The following is an 18,018-nucleotide window of genomic DNA, read 5'->3' as shown; positions in this document are numbered from 1 at the left end:
CCGGCCATGCGATCCCGGCGCCAAGACGGCGCGCGGACCCTCCACCAGACCTAATAAGTCAGCTCGGCGACCGCAATCCGATTTTCCGATGCCGGCCAGGCCCGCATCATCATGCGTTCCCCGTTGAAGATCGCGGCGACCGGACGGCCGACATCGGCCGCGGCCAGCCGCAGCGTCGTCACCGAATCCGTCGGCACGCCGGATTTTACATCGGCCGGCTCCTTGCCGTCGAACAGCACGATATCGCGCGGCAGGCCGAAATAGCCGCGCGGCCGCGACATCAGCACGACCGCGCCTGCGCCGGCATCGGCCGGCCCCAGCGGCCGCGCCGCGCGCAGATGCACGATCTCGGACGAGCGCACAAACGGCGAGCGATAGATATGCGTCGTCGCCGCACCAGGCGCCGTCAGCACGAATTCGAGCGGCCACGACGGGTCGACCTGCGCCGGCCCCCAGCGACCGTCGGCGCCGGTCTGCGAGCTGTGCAGCGGGCCGCCGATGCGCTCGCCGGTCTCCGCCGCGACACGATAGATGTCAACCGTGGCCCCCGGCACCGGCCGGTTGGTCGGCACGCCGCCGGGCGTGCCCGTGACGAGGCCGCTCAGCTTCACCGCCGTCTCCGGCACGATCTCGATCCGCGACGGCTCGTGCCGTGCGATGAATTTGTAGATCTCGCGAAAGGCGCGCGGATGAAAGGCGGTCTCGCGATGATCGACCGCGCCGAGCACCAGATTGGTCGCGCCCTTCAGCGCCGGGCCTTCCGTCGTGACGTTGGTCGGCGTGCCCGGCTTGCCGACGAAGCGGCCGTCGGCTTGCGCATATTTGTCGAGGCCGTCGCTGCGCAGCGTCAAGAACAGGGTGCCAGCGGTCACTTCGCTGTCGCCATCGTTCAGCCCGCGCAGGAACGGACCGCGCCCGTTGAACTCGTTGCCGAGCCCGTCATCCCACGCATACACACCGTGATTGGGCGTGCCGCACAGCACTGCGTGGCTGATGTCGCCGCCGCCATTCTTGATGTAATTGCGGATCGCATTCCCGCCGCGCGAACTGCCGACCAGGGCGACCCGCGGCGCGCCGGTCTTCTGCTTCAGCTCCCTGATCGCCTCGGCGAGCTCGCGGCGCTGGTCCTCGGTCGAGGAGCGGCTCGCCTGCTCGATCTTGTCGTCACTGCGCGCCAGCGGATCGGTGAAGTTGATCGCCGCCATGCGCTCGCGCGGCACGCCGTTCGATTCCATCCGCCAGAACGTCGTCATCCAGAGCGCGGCATGATCGCCATTGCCATGCACGAACAGGATCGGCGGGGTGTCGCCGGCGAGCGCCGGCTGAGCAGACTGCGCCAAGGCCGGGGCGAGGCGGCCGGCCAGCAGGGACAGGGCGCCCGCCCCTTGCAAAACTCTCCGCCGCGACAGCGCCATTGGTCCCCCTCCCCGAGCCTTCCCCAAGCCTACTCCGAAGCCTTCCTGAGGTCTTTCAGAGCTTTAGCTGTGTCCTATCGCCGCCAAGGATGCCGTAATCGCTGGACAGGACACGCGTTTCGCGGGCATCAGTTGGTGCAGCCGGAATCGTCCAACACGCCATAGCAGGCCAACCGGAACAGGATATGACCGAACCGCGTGATCGCTCCGACAGTATCACTGCACCGTTGCGGCATTCAATCTTCAGGCGAATCTGGCTCGCGAGCCTGCTCTCCAATCTCGGCATCTTGATCCAGGGCGTCGGCGCGGCCTGGGCGATGACGCAGATGACCTCGGAGGCCGACAAGGTCGCGCTGGTGCAGACCGCCTTGATGTTGCCGGTGATGCTGATCTCGATGCCGGCCGGGGCCATCGCCGACATGCACGACCGCCGCATCGTCGCGCTGGTGTCGCTGGCGATTGCGCTGACCGGCGCCACCATCCTGACCGTGCTGGCCTGGCTCAATCTGGTGACGCCGAACATCCTGCTCGCGCTGTGCTTCGTCGTCGGCAGCGGCATGGCGCTGTTCGGCCCGGCCTGGCAATCCTCGGTCAGCGAGCAGGTGCCGCCGGAGACGCTGCCCGCCGCGGTCGCGCTTAACGGTATCAGCTACAACATCGCGCGCAGCTTTGGTCCGGCGATCGGCGGCATCGTGGTGGCGTCCGCGGGCGCCGTGGCCGCCTTCGCCGCCAATGCCGTACTGTATCTGCCGCTGCTCGTCGTACTGTTCCTGTGGAATCGCGTCAGCGAGCCGTCGCGGCTGCCGCGCGAGCGGCTGAACCGCGCCATCGTCTCCGGCGTGCGCTACATCACCAATTCGCCGTCGATCAAGATCGTGCTGACCCGCACCATGGTGACCGGCATCATCGGCGGATCGGTCTCGGCGCTGATGCCGCTGGTGGCGCGCGACCTCCTGCACGGCGGCGCGCAGACCTACGGCATCATGCTCGGCGCCTTCGGCATGGGCGCGGTGATCGGCGCGCTCAACATCAGCGAGATTCGCAGCCGGCTCAGCGGCGAAGCCGCCATACGGGTCTGTGCGTTGACGATGGGCGCGGCGATCGCCGCGGTTGCCGTGAGCAAGCAGCCGGTGATCACCGCCGCCGCGCTGGTGGTTGCCGGAGCGGTGTGGATGCTGGCGATCGCGCTGTTCAATATCGGCGTGCAGCTCTCCGCGCCGCGCTGGGTCGCGGGCCGTTCGCTGGCGGCCTTCCAGGCCGCGATCGCCGGCGGCATCGCGATCGGAAGCTGGTGCTGGGGCCGCATCACGGACGTGGGCGGCGTCGAGATGGCGCTGCTGATCTCCGCTGGTCTGATGCTGTTGTCGCCGCTGCTCGGCATCTGGCTCAGGATGCCGCCGATCGGCGCACGCAACGAGGACGCGACGGATGCGCTGGCCGATCCCGAGGTGCGGCTGCAACTGAGCGGGCGCAGCGGACCGCTGGTGGTCGAGATCGAATACCGGGTGGCGCAGGACAATGCCCGTGCCTTCCACAATGTGATGCAGGACGTGCAGCTCAGCCGCCAGCGCAACGGCGCCTATGGCTGGTCGATCGCCCGCGACATCGCCGATCCCGAATTGTGGACCGAGCGCTATCACTGCCCGACCTGGCTCGATTTCCTGCGCCAGCGCAACCGCGCCACGCAGATCGAGCGCGAACTGCATCAGAAGGCGGCCGACTTCCACATCGGCGCCGAGCCGATCCGCGTGCGCCGGATGCTGGAGCGTCCGTTCGGATCGGTGCGCTGGAAGGACGAGACCCCGGACCGCGCCGCCAAGGAGGTGATCCCGGTGGTCGCGACCGCGGCGGGGAGCAGTACGTAGGCCGTGTCGTCATTCCGGGGCATGCGAAGCATGAACCCGGAATCTCGAAATTCCGGGTTCACTTCGTGCCCCGGAATGACGACGGTTGGAATCACTGCCCGTGATCGGCGAGCGTCTGCTGGCAGGCCTTGCTGAGGCGGCTGCGATGCTCCTTCAGACACGCCAGCACGACCTGATCGCCCTCGCTGAGATGGGCGCGGCAGAACCGCGAGGCATCGCGCGAGCAGGCATCGCGCCCCTGTTGCTGTGCCGAGGCGGCCGACGTCAACAAAACAAGCGGCACGACGGCAAACAGAAATCGGGTCATCTCTCAAAGCCTCTCTAGCGTTTCCGCGCGAAGGGGTGCCGGTTCGCGTGAAGAAAACGCGTCAAATAGGGAATCCGGAGCCGCGTTCCGATTTCATCGCAGCGGAAACGGCTCCAGGGAATGCGACGCCGGTTCTATAGCGTTTCCATGCCGCGAAGAAGCTTGAAACCGACTGTGACGGTCATCACGCATGGGTAAGACCCGCTTTTTCTTGTCCTTCCGGCGCCTTGTTGGGATCGCGTTAAGACCTTGTTGGCATTAATCGCTCGTTACGGCTGTGGCGTATCCTTAAGTTCCGAGAGAGTGTGTAGCGATGCGTAGTGCGTTGGGCCTGATGCTGGCCAGTGTTGTAACGGCGATCGTGATCGCCGGCGTGTGGTTCTGGACCTCCTCGCCGCGTGCCGACGCGGCTCCTCCGCAAACCACGGCTGCGGCCAAGGCCGATCCGCTGCCTGCGGCGGCAAAACAGGCCGCCAAGGATGATGTCGAGACGACCGCCGCGCTGTCGAAGCGCGCCGATGCTACCCAGGCCGCGGCACCGGCCGCCACTCCTGCTCCGGCTCCGATGCCGGCCCCCGTCGCGGCCGCGCCCAAATGCGCCAACCCCGATGCGCTCGGCATCAGCCGCACCGTCGTGGTCGACACCAATGGCGGGCCGGGCTTCGGTTTCCTGCAGTACAAGCAGTATGACTTCCTGACCGACAAGGAGGTCGTGCTGACCTTCGACGACGGTCCGTGGCCGACCACGCCGGCCGTGCTCAAGGCGCTGGCCGATGAATGCACCAAGGCGGTGTTCTTCCCGATCGGCCTGCACACCACCTATCACCCGGACATCCTGCGCCAGGTCGCCGCCGCCGGCCACACCATCGGCGCCCATACCTGGTCGCATGCGCATCTCGCCAGCAAGAAGCTGACCGAGCAGCAGGCCAAGGACGAGATCGAGAAGGGTTTTAGCGCGGTGAAGCTGGCCCTGGGTGCCAACCCGGCACCGTTCTTCCGCTTCCCGGCGCTGGCGCACACCCCGGCGACGACGGCCTATCTCGGCACCCGCAACATCGCGATGTTCTCGGTCGACGTCGACTCCAACGACTTCAAGTCCAAGAGCGCGGACGAGGTGATCAACAATGTGATGACCAAGCTCGACAAGGAGCACAAGGGCATCATCCTAATGCACGACCTCCAGAAGCACACCGCGCAGGCGCTGCCGACGCTGCTCCGCAAGCTGAAGGCCGGCGGCTACAAGGTGGTCTGGATGAAGGCCAAGACCCAGTTCGAGACGCTGCCCGAATACGACGCGATGATGGCGAAGACCGAGAAGCCGATCGCAACGGGCCGGCCGATCGGCAACGTCGTGCAGACGGTCGCCGAGTAACGCAGCGAACGCACTCTCAACGCAAAGCGCCCCTGGATCGGATCCAGGGGCGCTTTCGCTTTCTGATCGCAACCACCTTGTGCTGGTCCGACACGGCCGGACGACGTTGAACGCCTGTGCGCCTTCGAGAGTGGCACCATCGCGCCCGGTGGCTGCCGCTGCCGCCAAAATATCGAAAACAACCCCATGCAAAGGAGCCGGCGGATGCCGTCTCCAGGCTGACCGTTTGAGGTCTGGTGCGCCGCACCGGGTGAAGATGAGAACTATCTCTACTCAATAGCCCTCTGGAGCCCTCCTTTTGCAAGACGGCGAAGGCTTGAGCCCCCGACGCAGCATCTACCGGCTTGTTTCCAGTCGTGGTTCGGATCCGGAGCATCGGGACGTTGACCGGTCGCTCGATTGTGCCGGCCAGGCGCATCCTCCCTCTCTCCCCGGCGCGGGCGTAGCGGGCGTTCGGATCGGTCGAGATGAATCGTCCCGTCTTACGCATGAAACCTCCAACCATCTCGGAAACGCGATGCGATCGGATAGAGTTCAGATCGAGCCAGCCGGCGCGACGGCGGGAAAATCCTGCTCGGGATCGAACACGTTGTTGAAAAAGTTCGTCAGGGAATACATGGCCACTAGCGCGACGATCTCCATGACGTTCGCATCCGTGTAGCCGGCGTCCCGGACGGCTTTCATATCGGCGTCACCGACCTTGCCGCGGGTCGTGATGACTTTGCGCGCAAACTGGAGAGCGGCGTCCCGCTTCGGATCACTGGCATGACCCTTCCGAGCGAGAATGATTTCATTAGCCGGCAGCTTGGCCATATGCTCGGCCGTAAAGCTGTGAACCGTCAGGCAGTAGTTGCACCCATTCACTTCGGAGACAGCGAGGCCGATGCTGTCACGCGTCTTCACGTCAAGCGCCTTGCTCAAAGAGCTGAGCAGGGTGGCCCATGCGTTGAACGCGATCGGGCTCAGCGCGAAGGTCGCCATCATATTCGGAGTGAACCCGATGTTCCTGGTGAACCCATCGAGAGTCGGTTTCGAATCTGCCGGCATCTGAGCCGGCGTTGGCAATGCAGTTCGAGCCATCGGCAATCTCCGTAAGTAGCTGATTTCACTAACGCTATACAAGGTGCAGCACATCGGTCACCGGGCGGCGCGGCTTCTGCGCCCAGTTTCCCGGACGCTCCGGCCCCACGGCCAACAGCAGGACCGGCACTTCGTCCCTGGCCAAGCCGAACTCGCGGTGCACCGGTTCGGCATCGAAACCGATCATCGGCGTCGAACCCAGGCCTGGCGAGCGGGCCGCATAGATGATCGCCGCCGCGCCGAAGGAGGCGGTTCGTACCGCTTCATCGCGTTGGCGCTGTGGGTACTCCATGTACAGATCGCGCGCGGGAATCTCCCATTCCGGCATCATCTTCGCCGGCATGACGCCCGATTCCACCAGCGGCGCCAGCCGCTCTGGTATGACGCTGGAATCGGCCAGCTTGCCGCAGACGATGAAGGTAACGGCTGCGTCGGTGATCGCGGGTTGATTCCAAGCGATCGGACTCAGCCGAGCTTTGGCTTCAGGCGTGCGCACGGCGATGAAGCGCCAGTTCTGCATGTGGAAGGATGTCGGTGCGGCGGTGCCGATTCGCACGAGCTCTCGGATTTGGTCGTCGCTCAGGGTGGCGGCAGGGTCGTAATACTTCGTGGAGCTGCGGCTCAGGATACATTCGATAACAGCGTTGGTCATGGTTGGTCCTATGAGTGACGTGATAGGTTGAGGCACGAGAGTGCTTTCGCTCTCTTTGAGAGCCGGCCGGCCGCATTCATCGATAGGCGCGCTCCGCTCACGGACGAGCGCGAATGATCGTCTTCCCGCTGATCCGCTCGGTCGGATTGAAGGCGGCAACGGCATCGTCGAGGGCAGCCACGCTGCCGATGTTTGTCCGCACACGTCCGTCACGCGCCCGCCGGACGATCTCATTCAGTTGGGCGCGATCGGGTTCGACCACGAAGTCTACCGTCCGGCCGTCAGCGGGCCGTGCCTCAGTCGGACCGGCGATGGTCACCAGCGTTCCTCCGGCTCGAATCACGCGCGCGGACCGCTTCGCGATGTCGCCGCCAAGGACATCGAACACCAGATCGACTCCGCCGACATCTTCCAGAGTGTCGTTGTCGAGGTCGACGAACTCCTGTGCGCCGAAGTCGAGGGCCGTCTGACGGCCGGCAGCGCGTCCGGTACCGATGACGTAAGCACCGGCCTCACGTGCGAGCTGGGTTGCCATCGAACCGACGACGCCGGCGGCACCGTGCACAAGGATGCTCTGCCCCGCCCGAAGCCGGCCATGATCGAACAGCCCCTACCACGCGGTAAGGCCTGGCATCACGAGGGCCGCGCCCACCGTGAAATCGACATCGCCCGGCAGCGGCGCGAGGTTGCGCGCCTCGATGGCCACATACTCCGCCAAGGTGCCGTCGCGATACCAGTCCGCGAGACCGAATACCCGCTGTCCCACCGACAGCCCCGCCGTGCCATAGCCGAGGGCGGTGACCACTCCAGCCAACTCGTGGCCGGGGATCGACGGTGTTCGGTCACGCTCGCGGCGATCGGTCCAAGTCGAGGGCCACGTCAGCTCATCCCGGGTGAATCCCGCCGCACGAATCTCAACGACGACGTCGTTTATCGCGGCCTGCGGCTCGGCCGCTCCACCAGCTTCATTTCGGCCGTTCCCGCCGCTTGGTCCGTCACAACGATTGCCTTCATCGTGCACCTGCCTGAGTGTGGCAGCTCATCATCTTCCGAACTCCTTTTCAGACGAGCGAAAACCGGAAGGCGAAACTCGATGGCTCGAATGACCTTGGATATTGAATCGATGCCATCGACGCGGCGCATTTCCTAAAGCCACGTTGCCACTGGTCCCGGCGCGATGAAACACGCGTCGGGCGTTCCTGGACGCGCGGACACGCATTCTGGACTCCGGAGCTGGCCAACGCCGAGGATCGGTGCGCCGAGTGTGCGCGAATCTGGCTAAAGCGCGATGAGATTGGGTTGAATCGTCATCGCGCTTTAGCTCTCTGTTCGAGCATGATTTTTTCGGAAAACCGCTTCACACTTTTCCGGATCATGCTCTAGGGAACGGAAAAGAGCCCGGTTGAGGCGCAGCGTCGGGCAAGCACGAGCCGACGCGGCTTGCTTTCGGCCTTTGCCGTTTCCAGTTTTTTCTTCGATCAGGCAGCGAGCTCAGCCAACGCCGATAGCCCGACGAACAGTTTCAATAGATGAGCGGATGTCGCTATCGGCACGCCCACTCAAAATCGCTCGCTTGCCGGGAGAGCTGCCTCGGAGGCGGTATTTGGCTCAAGCGCCCGTATCACTCCCACCGTGCTTCACGCGCAGCCGGTACTCGCTCGGATCAACGTTGTAGGCTTTGCGGAATGCTCGCACGAAACTTGACCGGCTTTCGTAGCCGGCGTTGTAGGCCACAACATCGACTGGGGCTGACGTCGTCGTGAGATCGAGCGCCGCCTGCCGCATCCTGAGATCCCGAAGGATGGCCATCGGCGAACGGCCAAAGATCTCCGAGAACTTCGCCATGAATGCCGACCGGCTCAGACCCGCGCTATGCGCAAGGCTCTGAACCGTATGAGCGGCCCCCGGACGCGCCACCATATCGGCGAATGCACGCGTGATCTGCCGATCCGCGAGAATCGAAAACCGATCAGTCCAGCTGCAGGAGGACTTCATCGACCGCCTCACCAGGGCGATGATGACCTGCTTTAGCAGGGACGCCGTCATGGCGCCCATACCGATTTCCTGCACGCAAAGCTCCTCGACCGCTTCGCGAAGCTTCAGGTCGATCTTGTCCGTCGGCTCGAATTTCTCGACCACGGGCTCGCGCAATTCGCGAAACAACCCGACGGATTGTCCGAAGGATGCGTTGAAGAAGCCGCAGATCTGGATGATCTCGGGCTGCTCGGTCGGTGTTGCGATACGCAACACGCTGTCGTGCTGCTTCCAGCAATCGCGGGATATGAGCTTCTTCGGGCCGCTGGTTCCGTCGACTTCGATTACGAACGGGGTACTCGGAGGCTTGATGATGAGGAGATGGGGTTCGAGCGACATCCAAGGCCCATCGCCGATCGAAATTCGTCCCCTGCCACTAATGGTGTAATGGACCGCCGGCGCATCGATCGTCCCCATCTCGGCGCGATGGCCTGATGGAATCAGCATTTCGGTGAGCGCGACGACATCGATCTCAAGTGCCCGCATGAGGTTGTTGAGATCGGCGGTGGCGAGCTTCGAGGCAGAGACGGCGATCCGCGAATCTGGCCGCTCGCCCTGTCCGCTTCCGGCCCGCGATTTGGCCGTGTTTTGCATAGCAACCTGCTTACAAGATCACCCCGGGAATCCGCTAGGCGAATCTGCCTGCACCCTTGAACTGGATTTTGTGGTCCGCCGAAAGGAACCTTGGCGTGGTCCAGTCGGATTGTTGGAACTTGGTCCTATGGGTGGGGTCGCATCACTGTAGGTTATGGCCTTGAGACATGGTCTCGGCGCAACGCCGTCGCCCGTGCACGCCAGCGTCTAGCACAAGCTTGCGTGCCGCAGCTCCGATGATGCCTTGGGAATAGACTCGTCGGTTTGGCCTTCTCCTTCACGACGCCCGAACTCCGGAGAAACTCAGTGAGTGCATTCGAACAAGGCCGCGTACGGCCCGCCGACAATGGCTTGGCGAATACGGCCGCCGAAAAGCTCCGTTCGATGATCCCGGCGGCTGGAGCGATGGCCTATCCGTTCCTGCTCGATGCATTTCATCTCGCGGTCTCTCCCGCTGCTGGTCCGATGTCGTTCGGGCGACTGGTCCTGGCGGCGCTTTGCCTGTTGGCCACGACCGCCGCGCCCTTGCTGGGTCTTGCCTGCGCGTACTGGATGACCAAGGCCGAGCCTTCGTCGTTCGAGCTGCGCGCCCGCCGTCTCGCCTATGCCAGCACCGCTACGCCGCCCTTGTTCGTGCTGACCGGCGTCGGTCTTGGCCTGCTGCACATCCCCGTCAGCGACGAGCTTGTCTGGGTCGCGGGCTGGTTGGCCGCGTGCCTCTATGTGCTGCTCGGCAGCGAGCAAGTGCGCCCGGCAGAATCAGCCGCGATTACCTCATCCATCGCCAAATGGCGCGTGACGCACGGCGTCGCCGCAGCGATCATCCTGCTCTACGTCGCGTTTCACCTCACCAACCATCTGCTGGGCCTCCTCGGACCTGAGGTTCATGCCGCCATGATGAAGATGGGGCGCTCAGTCTATCGATCGTCCGTCGTCGAACCCATCCTCGTCGGCCTGATGCTGTTCCAGGTCGCCATCGGGATGCGGCTCGCCTGGCGCTGGAGCGCGCAGCCGGCGGATGCCTACCGCGTGTTTCAGATCGGCTCCGGCATTTATCTCGCGGCATTCATCGTCACCCATCTGAACTCCGCATTGGTCTCGGCGCGCGCCGTGCACCACATCGACACCAATTGGGCCTGGGCGTCGAGTGCACCGACCGGCCTGATCCACGACGCCTGGAGCATTCGCCTGGTGCCGCACTACGCGCTCGGCGTCTTCTTCGTGCTCGCGCATCTCGCGTCGGGATTGCGCGGCATCCTGATCGCGCACGGCATGGCCGCGACGATCGCCAACCGGATTTGGGCAACCGGGCTCGCAGCCGGTGGGCTGGTCGCGATCGCGATCATGAGCGGATTGTGCGGCGCGCGGATCTAGGCGGCGCAAATCATCTGATAGGCCGCCAATTGAAGCGCGACGACGCGTTGCGCGGAATGACATTTCTCGAACCACTCACGCGCGGCATCGCCGCGGCGATTGTCGTCCAGCGGATCCGAAAGAACCTCAAGAATCCGGGCCGTGCACGTCTCGACGCTGTCGGCGGCCAGGCAAGGCGGCGCCGCTCCGAAGAACTCGGCCGATTGGGTTTCATCGAGATTCGTTATGACGCGGCGTCCGAGCGCCATTGCCTCAAAGGTGACTCCGCCGATCGCCGGGATCCTGAACTGATCGACGACGACGTCGCTCGAGCAGTAAAGCTGTCGTAGCTCCGCCTTGTTCAACGACGGTATCCACGAAACCATATCTTTAATTCCAAGTTCCTGAATCAGGTCCTTGCTTCGGTGAACATCAACGCCCCACTCGACCAGGATGATGCGAAAATCACGATCCGTTTGCGCAACCTGTGCGGCCGCCCTCAAGAAGAGATCATTGCCCTTCTGCATTGAGGCGGGTGCAGCGTGCCAGTGATGGCGCGCGGGGCTAAAGAATGTGGTGATTTTAGATTCCCGCTTCGGAAGCTTGAGTCTTGCTCGGAAGTTCGAAATCTTTTCATCGTCGAAGGCATGCGGAAGGTAAACGGTCCGCTCTCTCTTCAATTTTAGCCGCTGCACAGACGGCAGCACGTCCGAATTGGTCACGAACGAGAAAGCCGCATTCCTGTACGACGCCGAACAAAGAATGCCATTGTAGCTTTTCTCGAAAGGCACCTCTCGCAACGTGCCATGTTCGTAACACGTGTAATTCTTGAATCCGTTGATGAACGGAATGAACCCGTCGATCGAATATCCCTGAATTATGTCATATTGCTCCAATACGTCAGCGAATTCATTGGCAATGGTGGATGCGAAAGCTTCGACAGAGACGAGGGCTTCTGCCGGATAATCCGTAAACTGTTGCAACACGCCACCAAGCAGTGCCGCACGTTGCGAGGCGTTCCGATCCTCTCCCTTGCCGTATTTTTCGAAATAGCGAAACTCCGGGCGATCGACGATCTCCGAGCGGGTCACCACGGGAATGACTGATGCACCGACGTCGGCGGCCACGCTTTTGTCTGCGGCCGGCGTCACGGCGCCAGGAGTTGGGATCGTGACGACGTTGCTTTCGCTCGCAACCAGCGCCGCGCCGCCGGGATCCGGTATCGTGAAGGCATCAGCGGGAAACTCGTAGCCAAAGCACGGCAAGCCGCGGCTGCGTCTCTGACTTCGCCAAATTGCGACCGCTAGGCTCGACCAGGCGACAACTCCGGTTTCCGCTTCACGCCGCAAATGAACAAACACATATTTCGTCAGTAAGGAGCGATAGATCGATGTGAGGCGACTTGGGCCTTTGGGATTTGGTGACGACTTATCGCGAATCGTCCCATCCTCATCGCTTTCGCCTGCAGCTGGCGTCGCGGCGTCGGGATTTGAGATCGTCAAGACATCGGCAGGAAACTCGAAGCCGAAACGCGGCAAACCGCGGCTGCGCCTCTGACTTCGCCAAATGGCGATCGCCAAACTCGACCCGGCGACGACGCCGGTCTCCGCCTCACGCCGCAGATGAACAAATACGTATTTCGCCAGCAAGGATCGATAGATCAATGTGAGGCGGCTAGGTCCTTTGGGATTTGGTGACCGAGAACCGCGACACGTCACATACTTATGGCTTTGGCTTGCAGCCGGCGTCGCGGTGTCAGGATCCGGCATCGTGAAGACATCAGCGGGAAACTCGAATCCAAAGCGCGGCAAGCCGCGGCTGCGTCTCTGACCTCGCCAAATGGCGACCGCCAAACTCGGCCCGGCGACAACGCCAGTTTCTGCTTCACGCCGCAAATGAACAAATACGTACTTCGTCAGGAGGGAGCGATAAGTTGATACGAGGCGGCCTGATCCTTCGGGATTTGGATATTCGTCGGCGAGAGCTTGGCCTTGCTCAATCTGCGTATCTGGCGCGGCCACCTTCGATGAGGCCGGCGAAATGGCGGAGAGTGCAGACTCAGGCTCTATGGCCGCCTCTGGCAGGACGATGGCCGGCTGATGGAGAGGCTGCGGGCTTCTGGATGCCTGACTTGACTGGAAGTCCTGAAAATCGCGCGCGATCGAAATCGTGTCTGCCAGATGCTCCGGCATCGGTGGACGGACCCGGCTCTCTGCGGCAGCGATGCCATCAAGCATCTCCCAATATCGTGCCTGCAGCAGGGTCCAAAAGAATGCTGCGGCTCCGCTGTCGCCAGCGTTCTTCGCACGAAGATACGAGAGGCAATCGAGAACGGGGCCCTGCACAAACCAATCCGGCCGCAGCCAACCACCCAACTCGGTGGCCCACCAATCCGGGAACATGTTGTCGACGTTGCCGTCGAAGCTTGCGGCCTCCCATTCCGGGCAACCCATGACGTGATAGTAGTTATAGCAAATGACATCCGCTTCGATTCCGAAGCGCCGCTGAATCAAGGCATTATTGTAGGCGTTGTTCGCGATATTGCCGATATGCAAGACGCGCAGCGGGCGGTTATGGGCGCGTTGGAACTCCCTCAGGAAGGCAAGCTGTAGTTGAAATTCGCTATCGCGATCCTTCGGTCCCAACGTCATTCCCCAGCAATCGTATTCAGGCACGAAGTCTTCCGCGCAAAAACGCACAATCAACGAACACCGATTCCGCAATGGTCATTCTGCTCTATGTCGCGCCTCATCTCACCAATCAATTCGTCGGCTTGCGCGTTAGAGTGCGGCTCGTGTGGCGTTCGAGCCACTACCGGCTAAAACGTAACGTACGTTCCGGATCGGCGCGCGCATTGAGCTCGCCACGCTCATGATCACCCATCTGAATACCACGGCGTCTCGGCGCGGGTGCGCACCACATCAATACTACTGGGGTTGAGCGGGGTTTTCTTCGTGTTTTCACGTCTCCCGCCGGGGTTGTGCGGCGTCCTGACGCATCCCGAGGCCAAATTCCGCCAACCGGGTCCGGGCAACCGAGCTCGCAGCAGGCGGACTGGTCGCGACTGCGATCACGAGCGGATTGTGCGGCACGAGGCTGTCACCCATATTTTGGGTACGACCTGTTACCCATGTCTCCGGGCTGGACAATTTGAGCGATGGTGCCGCAAGAGGGACTCGAACCCCCGACCCCGTCATTACGAATGACGTGCTCTACCAACTGAGCTATTGCGGCGAACCGTTCGGCAACGGCCGGATCACGCGGCCACCTGATATCGGGCATGACCCCGATTGGCAAGGAAAACGCGGTTATCGAACCATACAGCGGTTATCTAACCGCGAATTAGCTTCCCAAACGTGACAGAAATCCGCGCCAACCGCCGACCTGGGCCTTGGGCGGGCCGATTTGTTCCGCAAATTCGTCCACCGGGCCGTCCTCGTCGACCCCGGGGTCGTCGGGAGCCCGGATGATCGGGATCACGGCCGGAATCGGCGCCGGTGCGGCTTTGGGCAGGTCGGTCCGGGACCGGAACAGGGGGGCCGGTGCCGGGGATGCCGATTCGGCGGCCGGAGGGGGAGCCGGTTCCGGCGCGGCGGGTTCGGGCGGGGCCGGGGCGGGCTCGGCCTCGATGGCCGCCGGGAGCGGGGCGTTATCCTGCGCCGTCGGCGCGGCCGGCTCCAAGGGCTTGACCTCGACCGGCTTGACCTCGACTGGCTTCACCTCGGCCGGCTCAACCGGCTTGGCCACTTCAGGCTGGCTGGCGACTTCCCTTGGCGGCTCGACCCGGCGCGGCGCCAGCATCGCCTCCTCGAAGGGCGACGACTCGATCGCATGGCCCTTGTCGGACGGCAGCGCCGCCACCGGGGTCTGCCACTGGAAGGCGTCGAGCCGGCCGGTGACCGGCGAGACCGGACGCCAGCGGTCCGACACATAGCCGTCGGCGGCCCAGACCGGATCGTGCAGCGCGCGCACGGCGCGCAGGGTCCAGGCACGCGCCCGGCCGCTGTCGCCATGCTCGGTGCGCTCGATCTCGGCCATCAACAGCGCGACGCGTTGCGTCGGCGCCGCGATAAACGGCTCCAGCGCCGCACGCGCCCTGGCGAACTCGGCGGCGTCGATCGCGGCGCGCGCGATCGCCAGCGCGCCCTCGATATGTCCAGGCGTTTTCGCCGCCAGCGTATCGACCCGCACCAGGCGCTGGCGCGCGGAATCGCCGAGCCGTACATGCGAATAGGCGTCGGCGAGATCGGGATGCGGCTGCGCCAGCCACGCGGTCTCGACGATGCGCATCGCGCGGCGCACCTGATGCGCCTCGCTCTCGAACTTCGCTGCGAGCACGGCGGCCGGGATCAGCGTCGGCGCCAGCTTGACCGCCTCCATCGCGCTCGAGCGCGACAGATCGCGATCGACGGTCTCGAACTCCAGCGCCCGCGCCGTCAGCAGCACGCCGCGCTGCCGCCGATAGGTCGCCTTGTCGATCAATCCGGCGCTCTGGTTGTTGTCGATGATCGACAGCGCGCCGGCCCAATCGCCCTTGGCGCAGCAGAAGCCGAGCACCGCATGCGAGGCCCATGACGATGACGGCGACATCTTCAGCGCTTCCTCGGCGATCATCACGGCCGCCACCGGATCGTCGGCGCGCTGCGCCTCGATGAACAGACCGCGCAAGCCAAGCAGCCGCGTGTCCTCGCGCTCGGCCATGGCGCGGAAGGCGCGCTGCGCGCCGTCGCGATCGCCGTCGAGCTGCGCCGATTGCGCGTGCAGCAGCAGCGCCAGCGGATCGTTTGCGGCGTGGCGCCGCGCCACTTCGGCATGCGCGCGCGCCGCCGAGGAGTCGCCATGCCCGATCGCAAGCAAGCCTTGCGTGATGGCGTGGCGGCCGCGGGCGTGACGCCGCTCGCGCCGGCCGCGACGGATGTGCGAGGGGATCTTCCAGAGCCCGCGCAGGATCACGCCGGCGATCATCGCGACGACGACGACGAGGCCGAGCAGATACATCGGCTGCTTGGACGTCAGCCGCAAGCCGCCCCAATTCAGCACGAGATCGCCGGGCTGATCGGCCATCCAGGCCGCACCTGCTGCAGCGAGCGCGATCAGCAGCAGGAACAGAATGATCCGGATCATCGAGAACCTATTGCAAAGACTTACTGGTTGACCGTGGCGAGCGCCGCCATGGCGTTGTCGGCAAATTTACGCGACGCGTCGAGCGCGGCGCGGCGCGCGTCCACCTTGGCGAGCCAGGCTTGCGCCGCCGTGCGATCCGCCGGCGGCAGCGATTTCAATTCACGCTCGGTCAATGCGAGGTCATTATGCAGGGCGGCCGATGTCACGCGCGCGACGATGCTGCCGCGATCGGTCCCCGTGCCGTCGGTCCGCTCGATGCGGATCAGCGTGGAGGCACCGGCCTTCAGACGATCGACCAGCCCGGCATTCGCCGCCGCAGCTTCCGCCGCCGGCGGCGCGAGCCGCGGCACGATTTCCACCAGCTCGCGGCACAGCGCGTTCGGGCTCGGCACGCCTGAGGTCGCAAACGTCTCGAGCGGCTTCAGCACCTCGGCGTCATCCGACAGCGCTTTCGCAGCCTCGAGCGCGGAGGCATAGGGATCGCCGTGACGCACCGCGACGTCGAGCAGCGATGCCGCAACGACGCGGCGCAGTGGCACGTCGTCGGCCTTCGCCTCGGCCTTGGTGTCCGCAATCTTGCTGTCCTGCCTGGCGATCGCGGCGCCCTGCGCCTTCACCGCGCCTTCGATCTTGTCGATGCGCGCCGTGATGCCGGAGATATCAGCCGCAGCCGCGCCATCGCGCGGCGCGGCTTTCGCGTCATTGACAGCCGCCGCAAGCTTGTCGGATTGCGCCCGCGTCGCGGCGAGCTCGGTGCGCAGTGCGGCGATCGATTTGTCGAGCGCCTCCAGCCGCGCCGTCGCCGCGGGATCGGCGGCCGCCGCGACCGGCCTGCCGGCTTTCGATTCCAGCGCACTCAGGCGCGTGCCGAGTTCGTCGATGGCGGCATTGGGTTGCGGCGCCGGGACCGGCTGCACGACGGGCCAGCCAAGCAGCCAGCCGACCCCGATCACCAGCGCCGCCGCGACGGCGCCGGATATCGGCGCCACCACCCAGGGCGACACCGGCCGCGCCGGTTCGGCGTCCGGCGCCGCGGAGGCGGTCTCGGGCTGCGGCTCCGCTTGCGGTGCGGCGTCGCCTTGGGGCTCGGCCTCAGGCGTCGCCGCGTCCGCAGACGCCTTGCCGGCATCCTGGTCAGCCTCCCTGGCGGCTTCCTCGGCCCCCTCCGCCTTCGACGGTTCGCTGGAGATTTCGGTCGCCTGAAGATCGATGGTCGGCGGCGCGCGCTTGGGCCGGGAATCCGGCGAAGATCCGGGGTCGTCTGGCCTTTCTTCAGCCATCGCGGGGGTCCTCAAAACTTACTGGCCGCACACTCTACCAGAATCGGCCCAGGTTCTTAGAGCACGATCCGAATAACCGAGCATTGCCTAACATCATGGTCAGACGAAAGAATTATTCCGGCCTCGGCCGCAGGGTGCGGCTGAGCGCCTCCAGCAGGGCATTTTCGTCCGGCCGCGCCGCCACCACCACCTTGGTCGCGCCGGCGTCATGGAGCACCGCGGCGACGGCCGCCGAGATGCAGCATTGCGGCAAGGCGAGCGCCGAAATCTCAATCCCGTCGGCACGTACCGTGTCCAGAAAGGCCTGCGCGCTGCGGCGGGAATAGTGCAGCACCGCGGTGATCCGGTTCGCCATGAAGGCGTCGCTGACCTCCCTCGGGAAGCCGGCCACCGGCGCCATCCGGTAGGTGGTGTGGGTGACGACGTTGAGCCCGCGCTCGCCCAGCTCGCCCGCGAGATCACGCGACAGGTCGGCGCCGGCGAGATAGAGCAGCGTCGCCGATGCGTCGAGTTCGCCGGCCTTGACCCGTGCCAGCACGAGATTGCGCAGCGAGACTGCATCGCCCTTCGCCACGATCAGCTTGTCGAAGCCTGCGGCGCGCGCCGCATCGGCGGTGTGTGCCCCGACCGCAAACAACGGCAGCCGCAACAAGCGGCTGGTCGCGAGGTCGACCGCGCGCAGCGCATTGGCGCTGGTCAGGATGACGGCATCATAATCCGCATCGTCGTCGCCACGGAACGGCACCGGCTCGAAGCGCAGCACCGGCGCCGACAGGGCGTCAAAGCCGCGTTGGCGCAGCGTCGCGAGCGTCGCGTCATTGTCCGGATGCGGTCGTGTGACAAGGATTGTCAGGGTTTCAGGCCTCCAGCCGTATAAATTGGACGTTGGCGACCGATTGCACTTTAAGACCTCGCAATGCTACCCCGGAGCGGACGTTTTGA

At 64.4% G+C, this 18,018-nt stretch carries 12 protein-coding genes, 1 tRNA gene and 1 pseudogene; 3 read left to right on the top strand and 11 right to left on the bottom strand.

Annotated features, from left to right (window positions below; translation table 11 throughout):
• Positions 1-50: 50 nt before the first annotated feature.
• A complete protein-coding gene (locus QA639_RS01480) occupies positions 51-1,415 on the bottom strand; it encodes a hydrolase (protein WP_283089030.1) in 1,365 nt (454 codons plus the stop codon).
• 185 nt (positions 1,416-1,600) lie between these two features.
• Between QA639_RS01480 and QA639_RS01475 the strand changes: the two genes are divergently transcribed.
• On the top strand, positions 1,601-3,280 hold the full coding sequence (locus QA639_RS01475) for an MFS transporter (protein ID WP_028337390.1): 1,680 nt from the start codon (positions 1,601-1,603) through the stop codon (positions 3,278-3,280).
• Positions 3,281-3,371: 91 nt separating this feature from the next.
• Here QA639_RS01475 and QA639_RS01470 read toward each other — a convergent pair whose 3' ends face one another.
• The gene (locus QA639_RS01470; RefSeq protein WP_016842076.1) at positions 3,372-3,587 is read right to left on the bottom strand and encodes a cysteine rich repeat-containing protein; all 216 of its coding nucleotides are present in this window, start codon (positions 3,585-3,587) and stop codon (positions 3,372-3,374) included.
• Positions 3,588-3,900: 313 nt separating this feature from the next.
• Here QA639_RS01470 and QA639_RS01465 point away from each other — a divergent pair, with 313 nt between their 5' ends.
• On the top strand, positions 3,901-4,959 hold the full coding sequence (locus QA639_RS01465; RefSeq protein ID WP_283089029.1) for a polysaccharide deacetylase family protein: 1,059 nt from the start codon (positions 3,901-3,903) through the stop codon (positions 4,957-4,959).
• 534 nt (positions 4,960-5,493) lie between these two features.
• Here the strand turns inward: QA639_RS01465 and QA639_RS01460 are convergent.
• From QA639_RS01460 to QA639_RS01445, 4 genes and pseudogenes are all read right to left on the bottom strand, one after another.
• Entirely contained in the window at positions 5,494-6,039 is a 546-nt protein-coding gene (locus tag QA639_RS01460) for a carboxymuconolactone decarboxylase family protein (RefSeq protein ID WP_157348411.1), read from the bottom strand.
• Positions 6,040-6,073: 34 nt separating this feature from the next.
• Positions 6,074-6,691, bottom strand: a complete 618-nt coding sequence (locus QA639_RS01455) for a nitroreductase family protein (protein WP_283089028.1) — start codon at positions 6,689-6,691, stop codon at positions 6,074-6,076.
• Between the two features lie 97 nt (positions 6,692-6,788).
• Positions 6,789-7,705 (bottom strand): annotated as a pseudogene (locus QA639_RS01450) (NADP-dependent oxidoreductase).
• A gap of 594 nt (positions 7,706-8,299) precedes the next feature.
• Positions 8,300-9,319: a helix-turn-helix transcriptional regulator gene (locus tag QA639_RS01445; RefSeq protein WP_157348409.1), complete on the bottom strand. Its 1,020-nt coding sequence runs from the start codon at positions 9,317-9,319 to the stop codon at positions 8,300-8,302.
• A 306-nt stretch (positions 9,320-9,625) separates the two neighbouring features.
• Between QA639_RS01445 and QA639_RS01440 the strand changes: the two genes are divergently transcribed.
• Positions 9,626-10,693, top strand: a complete 1,068-nt coding sequence (locus tag QA639_RS01440; RefSeq protein WP_283089026.1) for a hypothetical protein — start codon at positions 9,626-9,628, stop codon at positions 10,691-10,693.
• On the opposite strand, the gene QA639_RS01435 is transcribed toward QA639_RS01440, so the two are convergent.
• The 5 genes from QA639_RS01435 to QA639_RS01415 form a co-directional block, all read right to left on the bottom strand.
• On the bottom strand, positions 10,690-13,347 hold the full coding sequence (locus QA639_RS01435; RefSeq protein ID WP_157348408.1) for a glycosyltransferase family 4 protein: 2,658 nt from the start codon (positions 13,345-13,347) through the stop codon (positions 10,690-10,692). The genes QA639_RS01440 and QA639_RS01435 overlap by 4 nt on opposite strands.
• 483 nt (positions 13,348-13,830) lie before the next feature.
• Positions 13,831-13,906: transfer RNA gene (locus QA639_RS01430), tRNA-Thr, on the bottom strand.
• Between the two features lie 108 nt (positions 13,907-14,014).
• The gene (locus QA639_RS01425) at positions 14,015-15,796 is read right to left on the bottom strand and encodes a heme biosynthesis protein HemY (protein WP_283089025.1); all 1,782 of its coding nucleotides are present in this window, start codon (positions 15,794-15,796) and stop codon (positions 14,015-14,017) included.
• Between the two features lie 20 nt (positions 15,797-15,816).
• Positions 15,817-17,076, bottom strand: a complete 1,260-nt coding sequence (locus QA639_RS01420; protein ID WP_283089024.1) for a COG4223 family protein — start codon at positions 17,074-17,076, stop codon at positions 15,817-15,819.
• Positions 17,077-17,188: 112 nt separating this feature from the next.
• Positions 17,189-17,929: a uroporphyrinogen-III synthase gene (locus QA639_RS01415; RefSeq protein ID WP_283090713.1), complete on the bottom strand. Its 741-nt coding sequence runs from the start codon at positions 17,927-17,929 to the stop codon at positions 17,189-17,191.
• Positions 17,930-18,018 lie beyond the last annotated feature (89 nt).

Source organism: Bradyrhizobium pachyrhizi, assembly GCF_029714545.1.
GTDB classification, from domain to species: Bacteria; Pseudomonadota; Alphaproteobacteria; order Rhizobiales; family Xanthobacteraceae; genus Bradyrhizobium; species Bradyrhizobium pachyrhizi.
This window is presented reverse-complemented; position numbering and strand designations above follow the sequence as displayed.